Here is a 21231-nt window from a genome sequence, read left to right on the forward strand (position 1 = left end):
GGTGCGGCCGGACAGCGCGCCGGACGCGGTCGAGGCGGTGCTCGCCGCGGCCGGCCGGGCCGCGCCGGGCTGGGCGGCCGTCCCGCCGGACGAGCGGGCCGCCCGGCTCGACGCGTGCGCCGACGCTTTGGAGCCGGTCGTCGGCGAGCTCGTCGCGCTGGAGAGCGCCACGACCGGCGTGCCGATCCGGCAGACCACCCCGCTCGGGTTCATCGTCGCCGGCTCGTTCCGGCTCGCCGCGGCGCAGCTGCGGGAGGGCTGGCTGACCCGCACGGTCACCCGCGACGACGGCCGCCCGGTCACCGTCGAGCTGCTGCCGTGGGGCCCGGCCGCCTGCCTGGTGCCCTGGAACGCGCCGGCGCCGATGGCCGCGCACAAGGCCGCCAACGCGCTCGCCGCGGGCTGTCCCGCCGTCGTCAAGCCGAGCGAGCACGCCGCCGACGGCACCGACCTGCTCGTGCGCACGGTCGCCGGGCTGCTGCCGCCGGGCGTGCTGCAGATCCTGCACGGCGGCCCGGCGGTCGGCGCCGCGATCGTCGGCGACCCCCGCATCCGCGCGGTGTCGTTCACCGGCGGCGTCCCCGGCGGCCGGGCCGTCGCGGCCCAGTGCGCGGCGCAGCTCAAGCCGGCCCAGCTGGAGCTCGGCGGCAACAACCCGCTCGTGGTGCTGCCGGACGCCTCCGTCGACGACGCCGCCCGGGCCGCGGTCGAGCTGCTCACCACGCTCAACGGCCAGTGGTGCCGGGCGCTGGGCCGGCTCGTCGCCCCGCACGACATGCTGCCCTCGCTGCTGCCGGCGATCGGGGCGCGGCTGGCCGCGCTGCGGGTCGGCGATCCGGCCGACCCGGCGACCGACCTCGGGCCGCTCATCCACGCCGGGCACCGCTCGCTCGTCGCGCACCAGCTCGACGCGCTCGGCGGCACCGTGTACCGCTGGACCACCGTCCCCGCCGACGGCGACTTCTTCGCGCCCGCGCTCGTCACCGGGGCCGACCCCGCGGCGGCCCGGCACGAGATCTTCGGGCCGGTCGCGACCGTCCACGGTTACCACACCGTCGAGGAGGCGGTCGCGCTCGCGAACGACACCGAGTACGGCCTGGAGGGGTACGTGTTCGGCGCCGACGAGGACGCCGCGCTCGCGGTCGCCCGGCGGATCCGGGCCGGCGAGGTGAAGGTGAACGGGTCGTCGGTGATGAGCCTGCACCTGTTCACGCCGCGGCCGGCGTGGGGCGTGTCCGGGCTCGGCGAGGAGGGCACGGCGGAGACGCTGCGGTTCTTCACCAACCCGCGCGTCACGGGCGTGGAGGGCCGGTGAGGTCCCTCCTCGCCGGTCCCGGGGTCACCCACCTCGCCGGCGTGTACGACCCGCTGACCGCGGCCCTGGCCCGCGCGGCCGGGTTCCGGGCCGCGCACCTGTCCGGGGCCGCCGTCGCCGCGCTCGCGCTCGGCCTGCCCGACCTCGGGTACGTGCACGGCACCCACATCGCCGGCCGCGCCGCCACGATCACGCCCGCGCTCGGCGGGGTGCCGCTGCTCGCCGACGCCGACACCGGCTACGGCACGGCCGTCCACGCCGTGTGGACGGCCCGCCGGTACGCCGCGGCCGGGGTCGCCGGCCTGCACATCGAGGACCAGGTCAGCCCCAAGCGCTGCGGCCACCTCGCCGGCAAGGAGGTCGTCGACGCCGGCGCCGCCGCCGGAAAGATCCGGGCCGTCGCCGAGGCCGGCACCGGCCTGGTGGTCGTCGCCCGCACCGACGCCTTCTCCGTCACCGGCCTGTCCGACGCGATCGAGCGGTCCCGGCGGTACGTGGCCGCCGGCGCCGACGCGGTCTTCGTCGAGGGCGTGAGCGACCGCGCCGGGCTCGCCGACGTGCACGACGCGCTGCCCGGCGTGCCGCTCGTGGTCAACCGGTCGGAGGCGGGCGGGCCGACCGAGGACGGCCTGCCGGACGGGGAGCTTGCGGCTCTGGGGGTACGGCTGGTGCTGCACCCGGTCGCCCCGCTGCTCGCCGCGCTGGAGGCGGCCCGGGCCGCCTACGCCGCCATCGCGCACGCCGGGCACGCCGGGGCGGTGCCGCGACTGTCGTGGCACGGGTTCACCGGCCTCGTCGGCCAGCCGGACGCCCTGGCACTCGACTCCCGCTACGGAGGGCCGTCATGACCGTCATCGTCGCCGGGGCCGGGCCCGTCGGGCTGACCGCCGCGCTGGCGCTGCACCGGGCCGGCGTGCCGGTCGTCGTCTTGGAGGCCGGGCCGGACCTGGCCACCGAGTCGCGGGCGTCGACGTTCCACCCGCCGTCGCTGGAGATGCTGGCCGACCTGGGCGTCATCGACGCGATGCTCACCCAGGGACTGGTCTCGCCCACGTTCCAGTACCGCGAACGCGGCGGCGGCATCATCGCCGAGCTCGACCTGTCGCTGCTGGCGGGCGACACGCGGTACCCCTTCCGCCTCCAGCTCGAACAGAGCAAGTTCACCCGCATCGCGCTGCCGTCGTTGCCGGCCGGCACCGTCCGGTTCGGCCAGGCGGTGGCGCTCGGCGGCGTCACCCAGGACGCTTCGGGCGTCACCGTGCGCACCGAGGCGGGCGACGAGTTCCGCGGCGACTGGCTCATCGGCGCCGACGGGGCGAACTCGGCCGTGCGCCGCACGCTCCACGGCGCGTCGTTCGAGGGCATCACGTACCCCGAGCGGTTCCTCGTCGGCTCGACCGACGAGGACCTGACGGCGCTGCTGCCCGGGATCGCCGCCGTGAACTACCTCTTCGACCCGGCCGAGTGGCTGGTGCTGCTGCGGACGCCGGACCACTGGCGCGTGCTGCTGCCGACCCCGCCGGACACTCCTGATGCTCTCGAGCTCACGCGGCTCCCGTCGCGGCTGCTGGGCGTGGCCGACCCGGGGCGTCCGTGGCGGGTCGCGCACACCACGCTGTACCGCGTCCACCAACGCATCGCCGCCTCGTTCCGGCAGGGCCGGGTGCTCCTCGCCGGGGACGCGGCGCACATCAACAACCCCCTCGGCGGCATGGGCATGAACTCCGGCATCCACGACGCGGTCCTCCTCGCCCGGGCCGTGGCGTCCGGGGACGACGCGCGGCTGACGGCGGTCGCCGAGGCGCGGCGGATCGTGGCCCGCGACCACGTCCAGGCGAGCACGCACCGCAACTGGGAGAAGCTGCGCTCCGGCGGCGCCTCCGCGTACGCCGACGAACTGCGCGCCCTCGCCGCGGACCCGGTCGCGTCCCGCGCCTATCTGCTGCGGTCGTCGATGATCGCCGCGCTGCGGGAGACGGCGGCATGAGCATCGTTCGTGCGAATCCCGCTCGGTTCACCGAGGTTGTCGGCCGCGTCGACGCGGTCACGCGCAACATCCCGGACCGGGTGGACGACGCGGTCCGGGACGCGCACCGGGCCTTCCGAGGCTGGTCTTCGACACCGCCCGAGCAACGCCGTTCGTTGCTGGCCCGGGCCGCCGACGGGCTGTCGCAGGAACTGGACGAGCTGGCGACGTTGATGGCCCGCGAGATCGGCAAGCCCCTGGCCGACTGCCGGGGCGAGCTCGGGTTCGCGGTGAGGTTCCTCCGCTGGGTCCTCGACCACGCCCCGCTCCCCGACCGCGTCGTGGACGACGCCGAGGGCCGCCTGGTCGTGCGGTACCAGCCCTACGGCGTGGTCGTGGCGATCACCCCGTGGAACGCCCCGGTGATCCTGGCCATGCTGAAGATCGCTCCCGCCCTGGCGGCCGGCAACGCCGTCATCGTGAAGCCGTCGCCGCTGGGCCCCCTGACGATCGACCGCGTCATCCGCATCATGCGGACCTGCTTGCCGGACGGCGTCCTGCGCGCGCTGCACGGCCACGCCCCGCTCGTCGCGGCCCTGTCGACCCACCGCCTGGTCCGCAAGGTGGCCTTCACCGGCGGCGAGACCGCGGGCCGCGCGATCGCCACGGCGGCGGCCGACCACCTGATCCCGACGGTGATGGAACTGGGCGGCAACGACCCGGCGGTGTTCCTCGACGACTTCGTGCCCGACGACGCCGCGATGGACCGCCTGGTCCTGGCCAGCCTGGCCACGAGCGGCCAGGTCTGCATGGCGGCCAAGCGCCTGTACGTCCCCAGGGCGCTGCTGCCCACGTTCGTGGAGTCCTACGCGGCGGCGGCACGGCGGGTGGCGGTCCTCGGCGATCCGCTGGCGGACGGCGTCACGGTCGGCCCGATGATCTCGGCCGAGGCCGCTTCCCGAGCCGCCGACCTGCTGGCGGCGGCCCGGGCCGCCGACCTGGTGCCCCTGGGCGCCCCGGCCCCCGGCACCGATCTCGCGGCCGGCCACTTCGTCGCGCCGTTCCTGGCCGTCGCCCCCGACCCCGACGCGGCCCTGCTCCGCGAGGAACAGTTCGCCCCACTGGTCCCCCTGGTCCCGTACGACACCGAGGCCCAGGTCCTGGCCTGGGCCAACGACGACGACCTGGGCCTGGGAGCGTCGGTCTGGAGCGCGGACGAGGACCGGGCGTTCGCCTTCGCCCGCGACGTGGAGGCCGGCTTCGTCTTCGTCAACACCCACAACCGCACGGGGATGTCGCTGCGCGCCCCGTTCGGCGGCGTGAAGCGCTCCGGCTGGGGCCGCGAGTACGCGCAGGAGGGCCTGGCCGAGTACGTCCAACCGTGCGTCGTCCACGCCCCGGGCCCGTTCCGCCCGGGCGGCGCCGGCCTGCCCCCGGGCGCCTACCCCGCCTGACCGGCGCTGCGCGCCCGGGCCGCGCCGCCCTCAGAAGTCGACCACCGCGCGAGTCGCCAAGCGGGGGCGGAGCCAGCCGGCCAGTTCCAGGTGCGCCTCGTGCTGCTGGTAACCCCGCAGGCCGTCGGCGTTGTCGTGGGTCGTGACGACCACCAGGTCGTACGAGACCTCGGTGCGCAGGGTGTCCAGCTCCACCTGCAGCGTGCGGATCTGCGGCACCACGCCCGGCAACGCTGACAGTCTGGCCTTGGCCTCCGGGGCGTCCGCAGGGTCCGTGAACTTCATGACGACGACGTGGGTGAGCACGGTCCGGGCCTCCCGAGCACTGTTGAGGAACGCGCGCTGAGTGTATGTTCGGGAAACACTGTTCCGCTAGAGGAACCAGGAGGCCCCGGTGCGGGTTGCCGCCGTCCAGTTTGAAGCCGGCCAGGACGTGGCCGCGAACCTTGCGACCTGCCTCCGGATGATCGACGCGGCCGCCGCCGAAGGTGCCGGGCTCGTCGTGTTGCCGGAGTTCTGCAATCACCTGTCGTGGTACGACGACCGCCGGCACGCCCGGCGGATGGCCTGCCGCGACGGCGACGACTTCCTCACCGCGATCGCCGCGAAGGCGCGCGAACACGGCACCTACGTCAAGATCAACGTTACCCTCGCCCGGGACGACGGCCGCACGACCGGCACCAACCTGCTGTTCGACCCGCAGGGCACGCTCGTCGGGCAGTGCGACAAGCAGACGCTCATGGGCAGCGAGAACGACCACCTCGACCGCGGCAGCGCGGCCGGCCCGGTCGTGGACACGCCGTTCGGCGCGGTGGGGATGTACGCCTGCATGGAGGGCGTGGCGCCCGAGGTCACCCGCGGGCTCGCCGTGCGCGGCGCGGAGCTGCTGCTCAACAGCCTGAACTCGTTCGCGACCGACGAGGCGAGCCTGCACATCCCGGTGCGTGCCGCCGAGAACAAGGTGTGGGTGGTCGCGGCCAACAAGGTCGGGCCGCTCCTGCCGGCCGAGCACCTCGGCTCGATCAGCGCGGGCCTCAAGGTACCGCCGGAATGGCTGCACGGCGCGGGCGAGAGCCAGATCGTCGCGCCCGACGGCACGGTCGTCGCGAAGGGGCCGCGCACCGGCGAGGCGGTTGTCGTCGCCGACATCGACGTGACGACGTCCCGCGACAAGCGCCGGCCCGACGGCACCGACGTCTTCAAGGCCCGCCGCCCGGCGCTCTACGCGCCGATCGGCGAGGAACCGGCCCACGGTCGCCGAGCAGCGGGTTCCCGGCAGATCACGGCGGCCGTGGTACGGGGGAACGATCTGCCGGCCGGAGTCCGGCGGGCCCTCGCGGCCGGGGCCCGGCTCATCGTCCTGCCCGAGCTGCAGGACGCGGCCACGCCCGGCATCCTCGGCGGGCTGCTGGCCGGCACCGAGGCGGTCGCCGTCACGAGCGTCCTCGACGGCGACGCGCACGTCGGCCTGGTGATCGCCGGGGCCGGGGTGGTCGGCCGCCAGCCGCAGCTGCACGCGGTCGAGCGGCTGCCGGCAACCGCCCTCGGCGACCGGCTGGAGACGTTCGACCTGCCGTGGGGGCGGCTCGTGGTGGTCGTCGGCGACGACGCCGTGTACCCCGAGGTGTTCCGGGTGGCGACGATCCTCGACGCCGACGTGGTGGCCGTGCCGTTCACCCCGGCCGAGGACTGGGAGCTGCGGCTGGGCCTGCCCGAGCGGGCCGCCGAGAACCGGCTCAACGTGGTCGCGGCCGCGCCGCTGGGCAAGGAGAGTGCGTTCTACGCGCTGAGCCCCGACTTCACGCTGTGGACCCAGTGGGAGGGGCCGTTCACCGGCCGGATCTCGCACCCGGTGACCACGCTCGTGCCGGCGGACCAGGAGGTCGCGACCGCGCCGGTCAACCCGGCGCAGAGCCGCAACCGGCTCGTCTCGCGCGGCACGGACCTCGTCGACGGCCGCCCCTGGCGGCTCGTCGAGGCGATCACTCGTTGACAACCGTTCCGCCAAGCGAAACACTGTTTCCAACAACGAGACAACCCCGGGAGTGACCGCGATGGCAGAGACGGTCCAGCACGTCGAGGAGATGCTCGACGCGTCGCCGGTGATCGACGTCCACGACACATTCGCACAGTTCCAGCAGCTCCTCATCGACCTGAAGGCCAAGATCGACGCCAGGTTCGTCACCACGCGCGACCCGTCGACCGAGGCCCTGGAGGCATACGGGACGTACCCGGACGGTCCGGGCGGCCGAGTCGCCGCCTACAGCGGCCCCGAGGTCGACTGGATGGTGCACTCGTGGCTCGGCAACCCGGCGCAGAGCTTCGTCAACCTGCACCTCACCTGCTGGCTCGGTCCCCAGGTCCGCGTTCCGCACCTCGGCATCGCGCTGCTGTGCTGGCCGGGCGGCTGGTTCTACACCGACTACATCGCGCGCACCGAGCTCCTGGTGGACGGGGAGTACTTCGACCGGTACTACGCGCCGACGAGCGACGCCTGGCTGGCCCACCGCGACGACCCCGAGTTCGTCTGGTTCACCAGCCGGGCCCCGTTCATCCGCGCGTCGCTGTCCCCCAACGCCTACGCGTACTCGTTCGAGCGCAAGGCCCGCAACATCGACGTCGTCAGCGGCGTCCTGCACGCGCAGGTCGACCGCTGGCTCGGCTGGATCGAAGAGGCCGAGCCGGTGCCGGACGGCGAGCGGGCGGCGCTGCGGCAGCGCGACCTCGCGGTCCGGCGCAACATCGCCCAGCGTGACCCGGCGAACGTGATGGGGGTGCGGTACTTCGGGCAGGAGACCACCGACCGGCTCGTCGGCGCGTTGTGGGGCGCCGACCGGCAACTCGAGCGCCCATGAGCACCACGGTGCGCTCCCGCTGGCACGCCGTGCGGATTCCCGGCGCGCCCGAGCCGTTCGACACCGCGGTGCTGAAGGTGCACTACCCGGCGCTGGTCACCGGTTCGGACGAGGAGCGCCTCTCGGGGAACTTCCGCGCCGACCCGGCCAACGCGCCGTACCCGGTCGTGCTCATCCTCAGCGGCATCAACGTCGGGCAGGACGCCTACCGCTGGCTGGCGACCGACCTGGCCGCCCGGGGCTTCGCCGCGGTCACCTACGACTGGGTCGGCCCGCTGTTCGCCGGCCAGGTCGGCCTGACCCCGGGCGTCGACCTGGCCCTGGCCAGGCCCGACACCTACGGCCAGGGCCCGACCTGCCCGGCGATCGCGCCGATCGTCTCGGCGCTCGCCGGGCTCCTCGACGGCGCGCTGGACACCACGAGACTGGCGCTCGTCGGGCACTCGGCGGGCGGTACCGTCGCGCTGCAATCGGCCAGGTTCTTCCGCGGCTGCCGGGCGGTCGCCACCTACGGCGCCCACACGATGGTCTCCACGATGCTCGGCTGGCCCGCCGGCACGATCGCGCCGGCGCTCGTCGAGTCGCCGGTGCTGCTGCTGGCGGGCACCGAGGACGGCGTGATCGCCGGCTCCTCCGACCGGTACGGGGCCGGCAGCGGCCACGACCCGGTCAGCCGCACGTTCGACGAGGCACTGCACGACCGCGGCGGCGAGCACGTCCTCGCCTGGCTGCAGGGCGGCAACCACTTCAGCATCGCCGACCCGGTCGACCCCACGTCGGCCCGGGCGTTCCTCGACCGGCCGTCCACTGTGGACGGCGGCGAGGCCCGAGCCGCGATCGCCGGGATCCTCGCCGAGTTCCTCGGGACCTACCTGCGCGGCGAGGCCGCCGAACACGCATCACCGTTGCTCAAGATCCGGCGCCGCTAGGAGCACGCCATGTTGAAGAACTTCTGGTACGCGGTCGAGTTCTCCGAGCGCGTCACCACCAAGCCGGTGCGGGTCACCTGTCTCGGCCAGGAGCTCGCCCTGTACCGCACGCCGAAGGGCCGCCCGGTCGCCCTCTCCGACCTGTGCGTGCACCGCGGCGCCGCGCTGTCCGGCGGCTGGACCAAGGGCGACACGCTCGTCTGCCCCTACCACGGCTGGGAGTACCGGCCCGACGGCGCCTGCACGAAGATCCCGGCCAACCAGCCGGGCCGGGGCATCCCGAAGAAGGCCCGCGTCGACTCGTACCCGGTCACCGAGCGGTACGGCTTCGTCTGGGTCTTCCTCGGCGACCTCCCCGAGGAGGAGCGCCCGCCGATGCCGGTGTGGCCCGAGTTCGACGACCTGGTGACGAACGGCGGCAGGTTCAAGGCGGTCACCGGCGAGTACCTCTGGAAGTCGAACTACGAGCGGATCCTGGAGAACGGCTGCGACATCGCGCACGCGCCGTTCGTCCACGCCGGCGCGTTCGGCAACCCGGAGCGGCCGGACGTCGAGGAGTACGAGCTGGAGATCCCCGACGAGTGGTCGGCGTTCGCCACGGTGCGGCTGCACCCGCCGGCGCCGAAGGGCATCTGGGCCCGGGTCGGGCGCAAGGGCAAGGACCTCAGGAGCCGCCCGCCGGTGACCACGTCCGCCGGCTGGATGCTGCCGAACATGATCAAGCTGCACGTCCGGCTGCCCATGGGCAACCTCATCATCTACGACACCAACATCCCGATCGACGAGACGACCACGCTGGTGAAGTGGGTCGCGCTGCGCGACTTCTTCACCGGCAACTGGGCCGACAAGAACGCGATCCAGCGCGTGCACCGCATCTTCGGCCAGGACGCGCCGGTCGTCGACCGGGTCCGGCCCGAGCTGCTGCCCTTCGACCTGGGCGCGGAGCTGCACGTCAAGAGCGACCTCATCGCCGTGCACTACCGGCGCCGCCGGCAGGAGCTGTCGGAGCAGGGCTGGCTGCTCGGCGAGGACGACCGGATCATGGGCGACGTGCCGCGCCGCGAGGCGACCGTCATCCCGTCGCCCGCCCGTCGCGAGAACCCCGAGCTGGCCCGCGCCTGGGTGCACAAGGCGAAGGGGCAGCACCCCACGGTGGCCGAGGCCGAACGCATCGGCTTGGCAGAAGGAGAGTCGTCGTCGTGAGCCCGTCGCTGCCGGCCGCCCTGGCGGAGCACACCCTGCACCAGCTGCTCGACCGCGTGCCGCTCAAGGAAGTGGGCTCGCCGTACCGGACCCTGCGCTCCCCCATGACGCCCGACCCGGTCGGCGCGGTGCGCGTGTTCGAGGGGGACGGGGCGGTGCAGCGGCTGGTCACGGTGAGCCTCGTCGTGCCGATGATCCACCTGGACAGCCACATGGTGTTCGCCTTCACCCGGGCGGACTCGGCGGTACCGCATTTCACCCTGGACTCCGTGCACGGGGGCGAGTACCACGCGTACCACCTCGACCTGATCCCCCGCGCCGAGCTCTCGCCGCACCTGTCCTACATGGACGCGGCCTACCACCCGCTGACCCCGGTCTACGAGTCGGCGTCGGAGCGGGAGGGGCTCAGCCGGGCGCACATCAGCCCGCGGCAGCACGCGCTCATGTCGCCGTGGATGCTGGTGCATCGGGCGACCGAGGCGGCGTTCGCGGGCCTGACCCCGATCGTCTCGTCCTATCTGGAGCACTGGCTCGGCCTGCTGGACGGCTTCCCGCCGGATGTCGTCGCGTCGCTCGCCGGCACCGACCTCGCGGCGCGGGACGCGGCCGTCCGGCGGAACCTGTTCAGCCCCGACGTCGATCCGGTGTGGACGCAGGTCTCCAGGCTGCTCGGCCAGGACGCGAGCGACGAGATCCGCGCGCTGCTCATCGGCGAGCCCGTCGCATGAGCGCGCCCTCCGGTTGGCAGCAGCGCATCGCCGGCGAGTGGGTGGGCCGCCCGAGCCTCTTCGACGCCGACGGCACGTGGCGCGGCTACGAGGACATCCGGCGCTCGTCGGTGTTCGAGGACGGCGTCACGACGTACTACATGGACGGCGGCCTGGACGGCGGCGGCCCGCTCGCCGGCCGGTTCCGGCTCGGGGCGCCGTTCGCGTTCGGCGTCGTCGACTCGGACGCGGACCGGATCTACACCGGGCCCGACTTCCACGGCTCCGGCCAGCCCTACGGCTCGTTCGTCGACGCCGCCTACTACGGCCCGGGCTGGCAGGTCGGGCTGAACACCTGGAACCAGGTCCTCGAGGACGGCGACACGCAGGTGTACTCCTCGATGCTGTACCAGGGGCCGTCGGTGGTCGGCTGCTTCAACGGCGTGTACCACCGGGGTCTTGCCGACGATGCGCTCGCCGCGCACCTGGCAGCGGAGACGCGCAACGGCCCGGTGCCGTTCATCCTGCCGACCAAGCAGGCCGGCGCCTACCGCGGCGAGTGCTCGTTCTGGGGCGCCGACCAGCAGCTGGCCGGGCCGGTGGACGTCTCGATCGCGCTGACGCCGGTGGACCTGTTGCGCACCCGCCTGTCGGTGACCTGGTCGGGTGCGTCCGAACTGGCCTTCGAGGTGCAGTGGCGCCGGGACGGGTTCCGGTCGTTCTACGAGGGTCCGGGCGCGTGGGGCAACGCCGTCGCCTACGGGCGGGCGAACTACAACTCGCTGCACGTCGCCGGGTCCGCCGTGCGGCTGACCGGCCGCGAGTTCGTGATCGACGCGACGCCGGGCATGAGCGCGGGCTCGACGCTCGCCGTCGCCTACCGGGTCCACGCCGGGATGACGCTGTCCGGCGTCGTGCACGGCGTGCTGCGGTGGAGCCCGTCGTGACCGTCGTCGTGGTCACCGGCGGCACCCGCGGCATCGGCGCGGGCCTCGTGCGGTCGTTCGCCGACCGCGGCTGCTCGGTCGTCTACTGTGGACGCTCGGCGGCGCCGGCCTCGGACGAGCGGCTGCTGGCCGTGCAGGCCGACGTGGTCGATCGCGCGGACGTCCGGCGGGTCTGGGACGAGGCGGTGGCCGCGTTCGGCCGCGTCGACATCTGGATCAACAACGCCGGCGTCACCACCGCCCGGCGGCCGCTGTGGGACCTGCCGCCGGACCAGCTCGACACGGTCGTCGACGTCAACCTCCGCGGCCTCGCCCACGCGTGCGCCGTCGTCCTCGGCGCGATGCGCGCCCAGGGCCACGGCGCCCTGTGGAACATGGAGGGCTTCGGGTCCGGCAACCAGAAGGCGCCGGGCCTCGCCGGCTACGGCATGACGAAGCGCGCCGTCACGTACCTCACCGACGCCCTCGCGAAGGAGCTCGGCAAGGACTCCCCCGTGACGGTCGCGCACCTCTCCCCCGGCATGGTCGTCACCGACCTGCTGTCGCACGACTACTCGCCCGACGAGCTGGCCCGGGTCAAGAAGGTCTTCAACATCCTGGCCGACACGGTCGAGACGGTCACGCCGTGGCTGGCCGAGCGGGTCCTCGCCGGCGTGCCCAACGGCGGCCGGGTCGCCTGGCTGACCACGCCGAAGGCGTTCGGCCGGTTCGCCACGGCGCCGTTTCGCAAGCGGGACCTCTTCGCGTGACGCACGACTACCCCGTCGCGCTCGCGGTCGAGGACTTCGTCCCGACGTTCCTGGCCCTGGCCGGCTTCTGGCTGCTCGCCGGCCTCGGGCCGGGGTTGTGGCCGGGCCGGGCCGGCGCCGTGCTCATCGGCGCCGGCGGCGTCGCGAAGTCGGTGTGGAAGCTGCTCGTCGCCGGCTTCGACGTCGGCCTGCCGTGGCTGGAGGCGGCGCTGTTCCCGCTCATGGCGGCGGGCGCCGCGCTGCTCGTGTGGGCCCTGGCCGGCGCGCTGCGCGGCGGCCGGCCGGTGCCCTGGTGGCCGTTCGCGCTCGCCTACGTCGCTGCGGTCGCCGGCGGCCTGGCCGTGGGCGGCCTGCGGCCGATGTTCTTCCTGGCCACCACCGGCGTCACCGCGATCAGCGCGCTCGGCGCGATCCTGGCCGGGCGGCGCCGCGCCTGGGGCGCGATCGCGCTGTTCGCCGTCAGCTTCGCCCTCGTGACGGCGCTGGTGCCGCTGCGCAACCACCCCGAGCACGAGACGCTCACCGTCCAGTGGATCGAGCAGTCGACGAACACCGCCGCGCAGCTGGCGCTGGTGGTCGCGGCCTGGCTGACGGTCCGCTCGTATCGCCCTCCCAAGGAGCCCCGATGACCGACGCCCTCGGCTGGCGGCGCAAGTTCGGCGTGATCGCGCCGTCCACCAACACCATCGTCGAGCCGGACTTCGCCGCCCTCGCGGTGCCCGGCGTGACCTCCCACTTCTCCCGCATCCACATCCGCAACCAGGACCTGTCCAGCGACGAGCACTTCGAGGGCCTGCTCACCCAGATCCGCGAGGAGATCGGCTTCGCCTGCGAGCGGGTGCTCACCTGCGAGCCCGACGCCATGGTGATGGGCATGTCCGCCGAGACGTTCTGGGGCGGCGTCGAGGGCAACCGGCAGTTCGTCGCCCAGATCAACGGCATCACCGGCCTGTCGGTGGCGACCGGCGCCGAGGCGTGCGAGCGGGCCCTCAACCTGTTCGGCGCCAGGCGCATCGGCGTCGTCACCCCGTACCAGCCGGTCGGCGACCAGAACGTGGTCCGCTTCTTCTCCGAGATCGGCTTCGAGGTGGTGAGGATCAAGGGCCTGAAGTGCCCGACGGCCGTCTCGATCGCCCACGTCACCGAGGACGAGCTGCGCGACGCGCTGCTCGAGGTGAACGGCCCGGACGTCGACGCCCTGGTCCAGTGCGGCACGAACCTCTCCATGGTCCGCCTGGCCGACGAGGCCGAACGCTGGCTCGGCAAGCCGGTCATCGCCATCAACGCGGCGACGTGGTGGATGGCGATGCGCTCGAACGGCATCGAGGACAAGGTGTACGGCGCCGGCCGGCTGCTCCGGGACCACTGATGGTCACCGCGCTGTACGGTGCGTTCGCCGCGGCGCTCCGGCCGGCCGCCGGGTTCGCGGCCCGCGCCCGCTCGTGGCCGGTGGCGCGGGTCTGCCTGGCCGTGGTGAGGTAACGGGTGAACGCGGCCGCGCCGCGATGGGAGATTCGGCCGAGGCGTCCGCAACGGCCCGGCCCGGGACACGGGCCGAACCTACGCTGATGCCGTGTCCGTCGAAGTGCCACGGGTCAACAGGGCGACCAGCCTCACCGCCGCGGGCGACGATGCCCGCACGCCCGTGTTCGTCGACACCACCGGCCGTCGTCGACGGCGGATCCGGCTGCTCGGCAACATGGTGGGTGCGGCGGCGCTGACCTATGCGGTGCTGGTGCCGGCCGCCGTGCTGCTCGTCGGCGGCCCGCTGCAGCCCGACCGGCTGCTGCCGCCGGAGCCGGCGAGCTCGGCGTCCGCGGTGCCGGGGACGACGCCGGGCGCGTCCGCGGCCAGCCGGCCGGCCGGGACCGGCAAGCGGACCACCGGCGCCCGGCAGCCCGGCGGCAGTCCGCTGCCCGCCGCTTCCCCCACCGTCTCCCGCAGCCCCGCGGTCACCGCGCGGCCGACCGTGCCGGCGAGCTCGACGCCGTCGCGCTCACCCGAGGCGAGCCGCACGCCGCGGCCCAGCATCACACCCAGCAGCACACCGAGCCCCGCCCCGAGCACCGCTCCGAGCGCCACTCCGAGCGCTTCGCCGAGCACGCTGCCGGGCACCGTGGTCGTCGTCGCGAGCTGGGCGTGACCGGATCGCGGAAGCGCCGGTCGTTCAACCGGCTGGTCCTGGGCGTGGTCGTGCTCGTCGTGCTCGTCGGCGCGCTGCTCGTCGACGCCTACGCCAGCGCCGCGTTCCACCCCGACCACACCGCCGGCGTGGGCCGGCGGTCCACCGTGCCGGACACGGTGACCAACGGCGGCCCGGTCGTCGACACGCGCAACGGCCTGGTCCGCACGTACCGGATGCCGGTCAAGACCATCGCGCTCACCTTCGACGACGGACCGGATCCCTGGTGGACACCACGCGTCATGGAGGTGCTGCGCCGCTATCGCGTCCACGCCACGTTCTTCGTGGTCGGCACGCGGGTGGCCCAGCACCCGGGCGTCGTCGGCGAACTGGCCCGCGACGGCCACGAGATCGGTGTCCACTCGTTCACCCACCCGCACCTCGATCGCCTGCCGCAGTGGCGCCGGAAACTGGAGTACTCGCAGGCCCAGCTCGCCGTCGTCCACGCCACCGGCCGGAAGTCGGCGTTGCTGCGGCTGCCGTACACGTCCGGCCCCGGTGCGATCGACGACGCCAGGTGGGGCCTGATCCACGAGGCGGGTGAGCTCGGGTACCTCACCGTCCTGGCCGACACCGACAGCCAGGACTGGCGCGGCGCCGGTGCCGACGCGATCGTCCGCGCCGCGACCCCGCAGGGCGACTGGGGCTCGATCGTGGTCATGCACGACGCCGGCGGCGACCGGGCCCAGACCTTGGCCGCGCTCGACAGGTTCATCCCGCTGATGCGCTCGCGCGGGTACACCTTCACGACCGTCTCCGAGGGCCTGACCAGGGCGTTCGCCGGGCAGTCGGTCGTCGTCGACGCGCCGGCGACCCTCGTCGACCAGCGCCGCTCCCTGGCGCTGGTCACCGCCGTGTCCCTGGCCGGCTGGGTGGTGGCCGCGATCAGCGTCCTCCTGCTCGTCGTCGGGGCGCTGACGGTCGCCCGCACCGTGGCGCTGTTCCTCCTCGCCGGCCGGCACGCGAGACGGCGACGGGCCCGGGACTGGCGGTGGGGACCGCCGGTCGAGCTGCCAGTGTCGGTCATCGTGCCGGCCTACAACGAGAAGGAGGGCATCGAGGCGGCCGTGCGCTCGCTGGCCGGGGGCGACCACCCCGGCGGGATCGAGGTCGTGGTGGTCGACGACGGGTCGACCGACGGCACCGCGGCGCTGGTCGAGGCGCTCGGCCTGCCGAACGTCCGGGTCGCGCGGATCCCCAACGGCGGCAAGCCCAACGCGCTCAACGTCGGCGTCGACCTGTCCAGCCACGACATCGTCGTGATGGTGGACGGCGACACGGTCTTCGAGCCCGGCGCGGTGCGGCACCTGGTGCAGCCGTTCGCCGATCCCTCCGTCGGCGCCGTGGCCGGCAACGTGAAGGTCGGCAACCGGCGCTCGGTCGTGGCCCGGTGGCAGCACATCGAGTACGTGATCGGGTTCAATCTGGACCGGCGCCTCTACGACGTCCTGCGGTGCATGCCGACGATCCCGGGGGCGATCGGCGCGTTCCGCCGGGAGGCGCTGCTGACGATCGGCGGGATCAGCCACGACACGCTGGCCGAGGACACCGACGCGACGATGGCGGTGTGCCGCGCCGGGTGGCGGGTGGTCTACGAGGAGCGGGCGCGGGCGTGGACGGAGGTGCCGAGCACCCTGCGGCAGTTGTGGTTGCAGCGGTACCGCTGGAGCTACGGCACGATGCAGGCGATGTGGAAGCACCGCCGGTCCCTGGTGGACCGCGGCCCGTCGGGCCGCTTCGGCCGGCTGGGGCTGCCGTTCATCGCGCTGTTCGGCATCGCGCTGCCGCTGCTCGCCCCGGTCGTCGACCTCCTGTTCGTCTACGGGCTGTTCCAGCCGAGCCGGCTGGTCACCACCGGCCTGTGGCTGGCGATGCTCGCGATGCAGTTCCTCACCGCGGTCGTCGCCTTCCGGCTGGACCGGGAGCGGCTGCGCCCGCTGTGGGTGCTGCCGTTGCAGCAGTTCGTGTACCGGCAGCTGACGTACCTCGTCCTCATCCAGTCGTTCGGCACCGCGCTGACGGGGGCCCGGCTGCGCTGGCACAAGCTGCACCGGGCCGGTTCCGCCGGCACCGGTATGACGGGTGCCGCCACCGGTGCCGGCGGGGTGCGGTCGGCGCCGGGTCGTCACCGCGGCGGCGTCGCGGTGGTGACCCGCCGAGCGTCGTGATCGGCCGCCGCCGCGGTCTACGAGGCGCCGATGCGGCGGCGGGCCGCCGGGAACACCAGCACGGTCCCCGCGCCGACCAGGAGCAGCGCCGAGCCCCACAGGATCAGCAGCGGCAGGCCGCCGTCGCCGCCCGTCTTCGGCAGCGTCGGCGCCGGCTGGCCGGGCGGGGCCTGCGACGAGCGCACGGTGAACCTGGCGACGATCGTCGTGTCCTTCGGGCTCTCCACCGGGTCGGTGCCGCCGTTGCACTCGGTGTCGACCTGCGGGTGGTCGAACACGATGTCCGCCACCGTCAGCGTCACCAGCCCCGGGGTCGTCGCCGTGAACTGGCCGGTCAGCGTCGCGCCGGGGACGCTGGCCTGCGGGTCGACCGCGCCGTACGCGGGGCCGGCCAGCGCGAGGTTCCCGGTCTGGGCACCGCCGATCTTGACCTTTGCCGTCGGCTTGAGGTCGCCGGCGGCGATGGGGGCCGGGCCGTTCTTGCCGCCGTTGTCGAACGTGTACGTCACCGTGACCGTCGCGCCGTAGCCGGGGTTGGCGGGCGACATAGTCAGCGTGTGGGTCGCCGTCCAGTCGCGGATCGTCGACAGCGTCTTGCACCGCATCGTGACCTGTTTCGGTCCGAAGTTCTCCGGCGGGGTCTCGACCTCCGTCGAGGACGACGACGCCGAGGGCGACGGTGAGGGCGACGCGGATGACGGTGAGGGCGACGGGGACGGGGACGGAGAAGGCGACAGCGACGGGGACGGCGTGCCGGGCGTCGTGACCTGGAGCGTCTCGACGATCGGGGTGTCCGCCGGGGACGCCTTGTGGTCGCGGTCGCCGCCGGCCGAGCAGTACGTCGTCGCGGTCGTGTTGGCGAAGACCACCTGCCGGACGGTCAGCGTCACCGTGCCCGCGGCCGTCGGGGTGAACGTGCCTACCGCGGTGATCGGGCCGAGCGGTGCCTCCGCCGCGCGGTCGGCAGCCGGGTAGTTCGCCAGCTTGAGGGCGACCGTGCCCTCCTGGGCTCCGCTCAGCGCGACGACGACCCGGACGGGAACGGTGCCCGGGCCGAGGGGCACCGGGCCGTTCAGGGGACCCGCGGCGGCGGTGAAGGTCACCGACGCGCTGCCCGCCGACGCGGTCGCGGTGAGCGTGAACGTGTCGTTCCAGGTGGTCGGGGACTGGCCGGCGCCGGTGTCGCCGAAATAGAGCCGACAGCCCAGCGCGGCGTCGACCGGCGCCGCGGCGAGCGCCGGCGAGGCCGCCGTGGGCGAGACGAGGACCGGCACGGCGACGCCGAGCACGCCGAGCGCGGCGGCCGTGGCGAGCGCGCGGCGGCGCGCGGCGCTCATCCGGCCACCGCCCGGGCGCGGCGCCGGCGGGCCGGGAGGACGACCAGCAGGCCGATGCCCAGGAACAGCAGGGCGGTGCCGGCCAGGACGACCACCACCGGCTCGTCGCCGGGGCCGGTCTTCGGCAGCGCCGTCGCCTCCGCCGTGGCGGCCGGGGCGGCGGAAGTCGGCGCGGCCGCGGCCCCGAAGGACAGCTTGACGGCGACCTTGTTCTTCTCGACCTCGTCGCCGTTGTTCCCCGAGGGCAGGATCTGGGCGGCGACGACGCACGTGCGCTGGGTGCAGTCGAAGCTGCCGAACTTCTGGGCCAGCTTGATCGTGACCGTCGGCAGCTTGCCCGACGCGTCGGCGTTCACGAACTGCGCGCCGCCGGCGAGGTTGCAGTCGGTCGGGCCCTTCATGTTCTCGATGCACTGCCCGACGGCGATCTGCTTGAGGCTGGGCGTGAAGCCGCTGCCGTTCACGGTCACCGACGTCCCGTCGGCCAGTCCGGTGGTCTTGCTGACGCTGAGTGTGGGCGCGGCCCAGGCGGGCGACGCGCCGAGCGGCACGACGGTGCCGAGCGCGGCGACCGACAGTACGGCCAAGAGGGCGAGCCGGTGTCTCATCGGGAACTCCTCATCTGGGGGTCGGCGGCGGTGACCGGGCCGGACCGGTGCACCGCGGCGTCGTCGGTACCGAGGTAGGCCCGCACCACGTCCGGGTGCGCCCGGACGGCGTCGGGCGCGCCGTCGGCGATGACCCGCCCGCGGTCCATCGCGACGAGCCGCCCGGCGAGGCGGGACAGCAGCGGCAGGTCGTGCTCGATGATCAGCAGGGTGGTGCCGAGCTCGCGGTGGATGCGCAGCAGCAGGTCGCCGAGGGCGACCCCGTCGGCCTGCGAGACGCCGGAGGACGGCTCGTCGAGCAGCAGCAGGGCCGGTTCGAGGGCGAGGAGGCAGGCGAGCTCGACCATCCGCCGGGTGCCGGTCGACAGCGCGCCGACCTGCGTGCCGGCCACCGCGGACAGTCCCATGAGGTCGACCAGCTCGGTGGCGCGGGCCGCCTTGCGCCGCTCGGCCAGCCCGGCGCCGAGCGCGGAGACGGCGAGCCGGCTCGGCGCGGTGCGCTCCCCCGCCGTCATGACCGTCTCCAGGACCGTCATCGTGGCGAACAGGCGGGCGTCCTGGAACGAGCGGACGAGCCCGAGCCTGGCCCGGCGCTCGGGTGCGAAGCCGGTGACGTCACGTCCGGCGAATCCCACGGTACCGGCGTCGGGCCGCACGAACCCCGCCAGGATCTCGAAGAACGTGGTCTTCCCGGCGCCGTTCGGCCCGATGATGCCGACGACCTCCCCCGCGGCCACGTCGAGCGACACCCCGGCGACCGCGGTGACGCCCCCGTAGGCCTTCGCGACCCCGCGCACCGACAGCAACGGCGTCCCCGGAGCGGGCGCCGGGGTGGTCCGCGGCGGCAGCGCGACGACGGGCGGGGGCGCGGGCCGCCCGTTCACGGCCGGCTCGGGCGCGGCCGGAGCAGGGGCGGGGTCCGCAGCTGGGCGAACGAAGCGGGCCGCGGCCAGGTCCCGCGCCTTGACCAGCAGGCCGCCCAGGCCGCCCGGCAGCAGGATCACCACCAGCAGCCAGCCCAGCGTCAGCGCCGCCTGCCCCGGGATGCCCAGCGGCAGGAAGGCCGGGATGCCGACGATCACCAGGGCGCCGAGCAGCGGCCCGCCCAGCAGCGCGATCCCGCCGACCACGGTCAGCGCCACCACGTCGATGCCGGCGGAGGCCGGGAAGCTGTTCACGGTGAGCTGGCTCTGGCCGTGGCCGATGACCGCGCCGCCGAGGCCGGCGAGGGCGCCGGCGACCGCGTACGCCTGCAGCTTGCGCAGCGGCGCCGGGACGGTCAGGGCGCGGGCCGCCTCCTCGTTGTCGCGCAGCGCGGTGAGCAGCCGGCCGAAGCCGCCGCGGCGCAGGTTCGCCGTCAGCCACAGCCCGATCGCGAGCATCATGAGGGCGAACAGGTAGTAGTCGGCGGCCACCTCGAGCGGGTAGCCGGCCCAGCTCGGCTTGGGGCTGGGCACGCCCGAGCCGAGCAGCCAGTCCCGCCGCAGCAGGAACGAGGTCGTGGCGAGGGCGAAGGCGAGCGTCGTCACGGCGAGGGCCAGCCCGCGCAGCCGCAGCGCGGGGACGCCGACGAGCGCGGCGGCCACGGCGGCGGCCACGGCGCCGCAGCCGATGCCGAGGACGAAGTTGCCGGTCGAGGCGCCGACCCGCACCGACACGGCGCCGCCGATGCCGGCGAACGCGAACTGGCCCAGCGACAGCTCCCCGGCGACGCCGGTGACGACGAGCACCGACAGCCCGACGAGGGTGAACCCGGCGATGGTGGTGAGGGCCGAGGCGGTCTCGTTGTCGACGACGTAGGCGAGGGCGGCGGCGACCGCGAACCCGGCGCCGGCGACGAGCAGCCCCAGCCGGCGCACCGGCCACGGGCCGGGCAGCGGCGCGGCGCCGCCGCGGGTCCAGCCGCGCTCGTCGGCGTCGCGCCGGCTCAGCCGCGGCTGGCGCAGCAGGGCGATGAGGATCGTGGCGCCGAGGACGACCTGCACCAGGCCGGTGCCGCCGGCGTGGGCGAGCAGGAACTGTTCGAGCACGCCGATGCCGAGCGACGCCGCGAACGCGATCGGGATCGACGACAGCCGGGCGATGACGGCGCCGGCGAGGCCCTTGAGGAGCAGGTCGGGGCCGAGCGAGTCGATCGACTGGGCGCCCTGGGTCGGGGTGACGAGGATGGCCGAGAACGCGGCCACGCCGCCGGCGATCGCCCACGCGACGGTCGCCATCCGCGGGGCGGGGACGCCGTCGAGCATGGCGGCGTCGGGCTGGTCGGCCGCGGCCCGGATGGCCAGCCCGTAGCGGGTGCGCTTGAGGAACAGGGCGAGGGCCACCAGCAGTACCGGCGTGAGGATCAGCATCGCCGTGAACGCCGGCCCGACCGGGGTGCGGCCGATGGTGAACGACGGCAGGCCCGGCGGCCGGGGGAAGGTGGCGCCGCTGACCCCCTGCCGGTTCACCAGCAGCGCGACGACGAGGATGAACTGGGACAGGCCCAGGGTGGCGATCATGCCGACGACCCGCGGCCGGTGCCGGAGGCGGCGCACGACGCCGGCCTCGATCCCGGCGCCGACGCCCGCGGCGACCAGCATCGCCGCCGGGAACGCGAGCCAGTAGGGCAGGCCCTGGCCGGTGACGAGCCGGCCGAGGACCGCGGCGCCGAAGACACCGATCGAGCCGTGGGCGAAGTTGACGAACCGGCTGCTGCGGTACACCAGGACGAGCCCGACCGCCAGCAGCGCGTACGTGAGACCGGTGAACAGGCCCAGCACGACCCGGTCGAGGACAATGCTCATGCGTCCTCCGCTCCGCTCCGGCCGC

Annotated in this window: 19 protein-coding genes; 15 read left to right on the forward strand and 4 right to left on the reverse strand. The window is 74.3% G+C overall.

Translation table 11 applies throughout. The annotated features are described in order from the left end of the window. Nucleotide 1: 1 nt before the first annotated feature. The 4 genes from IEZ31_RS01720 to IEZ31_RS01735 are packed head-to-tail and all read left to right on the forward strand — an operon-like array spanning nt 2 to nt 4735. The gene (locus IEZ31_RS01720) at nt 2-1315 is read left to right on the forward strand and encodes an aldehyde dehydrogenase family protein (RefSeq protein WP_190247889.1); all 1314 of its coding nucleotides are present in this window, start codon (nt 2-4) and stop codon (nt 1313-1315) included. After that, entirely contained in the window at nt 1312-2163 is an 852-nt protein-coding gene (locus IEZ31_RS01725; protein ID WP_190247890.1) for an isocitrate lyase/PEP mutase family protein, read from the forward strand. The genes IEZ31_RS01720 and IEZ31_RS01725 overlap by 4 nt, the downstream gene beginning before the upstream one ends. Further along, nucleotides 2160-3302 carry an FAD-dependent oxidoreductase gene (locus IEZ31_RS01730; RefSeq protein ID WP_190247891.1) on the forward strand — a complete coding sequence of 381 codons (1143 nt, stop codon included), beginning with the start codon at nt 2160-2162 and terminating at the stop codon, nt 3300-3302. Before IEZ31_RS01725 ends, IEZ31_RS01730 begins: the two co-directional genes overlap by 4 nt. Then, nucleotides 3299-4735 (forward strand): aldehyde dehydrogenase family protein, encoded by a 1437-nt coding sequence (locus IEZ31_RS01735; RefSeq protein WP_190247892.1) that lies wholly within the window; start codon nt 3299-3301, stop codon nt 4733-4735. Before IEZ31_RS01730 ends, IEZ31_RS01735 begins: the two co-directional genes overlap by 4 nt. A gap of 30 nt (nt 4736-4765) precedes the next feature. Here IEZ31_RS01735 and IEZ31_RS01740 read toward each other — a convergent pair whose 3' ends face one another. Beyond that, entirely contained in the window at nt 4766-5041 is a 276-nt protein-coding gene (locus IEZ31_RS01740) for a Dabb family protein (protein ID WP_190247893.1), read from the reverse strand. A gap of 88 nt (nt 5042-5129) precedes the next feature. Here IEZ31_RS01740 and IEZ31_RS01745 point away from each other — a divergent pair, with 88 nt between their 5' ends. The 11 genes from IEZ31_RS01745 to IEZ31_RS01795 all read left to right on the forward strand — a co-directional run bounded on the left by IEZ31_RS01745 (nt 5130) and on the right by IEZ31_RS01795 (nt 16475). Continuing rightward, the gene (locus IEZ31_RS01745) at nt 5130-6728 is read left to right on the forward strand and encodes a nitrilase-related carbon-nitrogen hydrolase (RefSeq protein WP_190247894.1); all 1599 of its coding nucleotides are present in this window, start codon (nt 5130-5132) and stop codon (nt 6726-6728) included. A 61-nt stretch (nt 6729-6789) separates the two neighbouring features. After that, nucleotides 6790-7590, forward strand: coding sequence for an oxidoreductase (locus IEZ31_RS01750; RefSeq protein WP_190247895.1), 801 nt, complete (start codon nt 6790-6792; stop codon nt 7588-7590). Further along, entirely contained in the window at nt 7587-8519 is a 933-nt protein-coding gene (locus IEZ31_RS01755; RefSeq protein ID WP_190247896.1) for an alpha/beta hydrolase family protein, read from the forward strand. The genes IEZ31_RS01750 and IEZ31_RS01755 overlap by 4 nt, the downstream gene beginning before the upstream one ends. 9 nt (nt 8520-8528) lie before the next feature. Next, a complete protein-coding gene (locus IEZ31_RS01760; RefSeq protein ID WP_190247897.1) occupies nt 8529-9722 on the forward strand; it encodes an aromatic ring-hydroxylating dioxygenase subunit alpha in 1194 nt (397 codons plus the stop codon). Continuing rightward, nucleotides 9719-10450, forward strand: coding sequence for a hypothetical protein (locus IEZ31_RS01765; protein ID WP_190247898.1), 732 nt, complete (start codon nt 9719-9721; stop codon nt 10448-10450). Before IEZ31_RS01760 ends, IEZ31_RS01765 begins: the two co-directional genes overlap by 4 nt. Continuing rightward, the gene (locus IEZ31_RS01770) at nt 10447-11376 is read left to right on the forward strand and encodes a hypothetical protein (protein ID WP_190247899.1); all 930 of its coding nucleotides are present in this window, start codon (nt 10447-10449) and stop codon (nt 11374-11376) included. Before IEZ31_RS01765 ends, IEZ31_RS01770 begins: the two co-directional genes overlap by 4 nt. After that, a complete protein-coding gene (locus IEZ31_RS01775; RefSeq protein ID WP_190247900.1) occupies nt 11373-12125 on the forward strand; it encodes an SDR family oxidoreductase in 753 nt (250 codons plus the stop codon). Before IEZ31_RS01770 ends, IEZ31_RS01775 begins: the two co-directional genes overlap by 4 nt. Beyond that, complete coding sequence (locus IEZ31_RS01780; RefSeq protein WP_190247901.1) at nt 12122-12754, forward strand: hypothetical protein; 633 nt, start codon at nt 12122-12124, stop codon at nt 12752-12754. The genes IEZ31_RS01775 and IEZ31_RS01780 overlap by 4 nt, the downstream gene beginning before the upstream one ends. Then, nucleotides 12751-13494 (forward strand): maleate cis-trans isomerase family protein, encoded by a 744-nt coding sequence (locus tag IEZ31_RS01785; protein WP_190247902.1) that lies wholly within the window; start codon nt 12751-12753, stop codon nt 13492-13494. Before IEZ31_RS01780 ends, IEZ31_RS01785 begins: the two co-directional genes overlap by 4 nt. Before the next feature lie 204 nt (nt 13495-13698). Next, the gene (locus IEZ31_RS01790) at nt 13699-14268 is read left to right on the forward strand and encodes a hypothetical protein (protein ID WP_190247903.1); all 570 of its coding nucleotides are present in this window, start codon (nt 13699-13701) and stop codon (nt 14266-14268) included. Then, nucleotides 14265-16475 carry a bifunctional polysaccharide deacetylase/glycosyltransferase family 2 protein gene (locus tag IEZ31_RS01795; protein WP_229833975.1) on the forward strand — a complete coding sequence of 737 codons (2211 nt, stop codon included), beginning with the start codon at nt 14265-14267 and terminating at the stop codon, nt 16473-16475. Before IEZ31_RS01790 ends, IEZ31_RS01795 begins: the two co-directional genes overlap by 4 nt. Before the next feature lie 17 nt (nt 16476-16492). Here IEZ31_RS01795 and IEZ31_RS01800 read toward each other — a convergent pair whose 3' ends face one another. Genes IEZ31_RS01800 through IEZ31_RS01810 form a run of 3 tightly spaced genes read right to left on the reverse strand, consistent with a single transcriptional unit; the run spans nt 16493 to nt 21206 of the window. After that, nucleotides 16493-17812, reverse strand: a complete 1320-nt coding sequence (locus IEZ31_RS01800) for a hypothetical protein (protein WP_190247904.1) — start codon at nt 17810-17812, stop codon at nt 16493-16495. Then, entirely contained in the window at nt 17809-18420 is a 612-nt protein-coding gene (locus IEZ31_RS01805; protein WP_190247905.1) for a neocarzinostatin apoprotein domain-containing protein, read from the reverse strand. Before IEZ31_RS01805 ends, IEZ31_RS01800 begins: the two co-directional genes overlap by 4 nt. Next, nucleotides 18417-21206 carry an ABC transporter permease subunit gene (locus IEZ31_RS01810; RefSeq protein ID WP_190247906.1) on the reverse strand — a complete coding sequence of 930 codons (2790 nt, stop codon included), beginning with the start codon at nt 21204-21206 and terminating at the stop codon, nt 18417-18419. Before IEZ31_RS01810 ends, IEZ31_RS01805 begins: the two co-directional genes overlap by 4 nt. Nucleotides 21207-21231 lie beyond the last annotated feature (25 nt).

Origin of the sequence: Dactylosporangium sucinum (genome assembly GCF_014647515.1) — a bacterium.
GTDB classification, from domain to species: Bacteria; Actinomycetota; Actinomycetes; order Mycobacteriales; family Micromonosporaceae; genus Dactylosporangium; species Dactylosporangium sucinum.

What these genes read in the sequence shown, in the direction of transcription:
- IEZ31_RS01730 (WP_190247891.1), top strand. Translation starts at nt 2,160, where the DNA reads ATGACCGTCATCGTCGCCGGGGCCGGGCCCGTCGGGCTGACCGCCGCG.
- IEZ31_RS01735 (WP_190247892.1), top strand. Translation starts at nt 3,299, where the DNA reads ATGAGCATCGTTCGTGCGAATCCCGCTCGGTTCACCGAGGTTGTCGGC.
- IEZ31_RS01750 (WP_190247895.1), top strand. Translation starts at nt 6,790, where the DNA reads ATGGCAGAGACGGTCCAGCACGTCGAGGAGATGCTCGACGCGTCGCCG.
- IEZ31_RS01755 (WP_190247896.1), top strand. Translation starts at nt 7,587, where the DNA reads ATGAGCACCACGGTGCGCTCCCGCTGGCACGCCGTGCGGATTCCCGGC.
- IEZ31_RS01760 (WP_190247897.1), top strand. Translation starts at nt 8,529, where the DNA reads ATGTTGAAGAACTTCTGGTACGCGGTCGAGTTCTCCGAGCGCGTCACC.
- IEZ31_RS01770 (WP_190247899.1), top strand. Translation starts at nt 10,447, where the DNA reads ATGAGCGCGCCCTCCGGTTGGCAGCAGCGCATCGCCGGCGAGTGGGTG.
- IEZ31_RS01785 (WP_190247902.1), top strand. Translation starts at nt 12,751, where the DNA reads ATGACCGACGCCCTCGGCTGGCGGCGCAAGTTCGGCGTGATCGCGCCG.
- IEZ31_RS01800 (WP_190247904.1), bottom strand. Translation starts at nt 17,812, where the DNA reads ATGAGCGCCGCGCGCCGCCGCGCGCTCGCCACGGCCGCCGCGCTCGGC.
- IEZ31_RS01805 (WP_190247905.1), bottom strand. Translation starts at nt 18,420, where the DNA reads ATGAGACACCGGCTCGCCCTCTTGGCCGTACTGTCGGTCGCCGCGCTC.
- IEZ31_RS01810 (WP_190247906.1), bottom strand. Translation starts at nt 21,206, where the DNA reads ATGAGCATTGTCCTCGACCGGGTCGTGCTGGGCCTGTTCACCGGTCTC.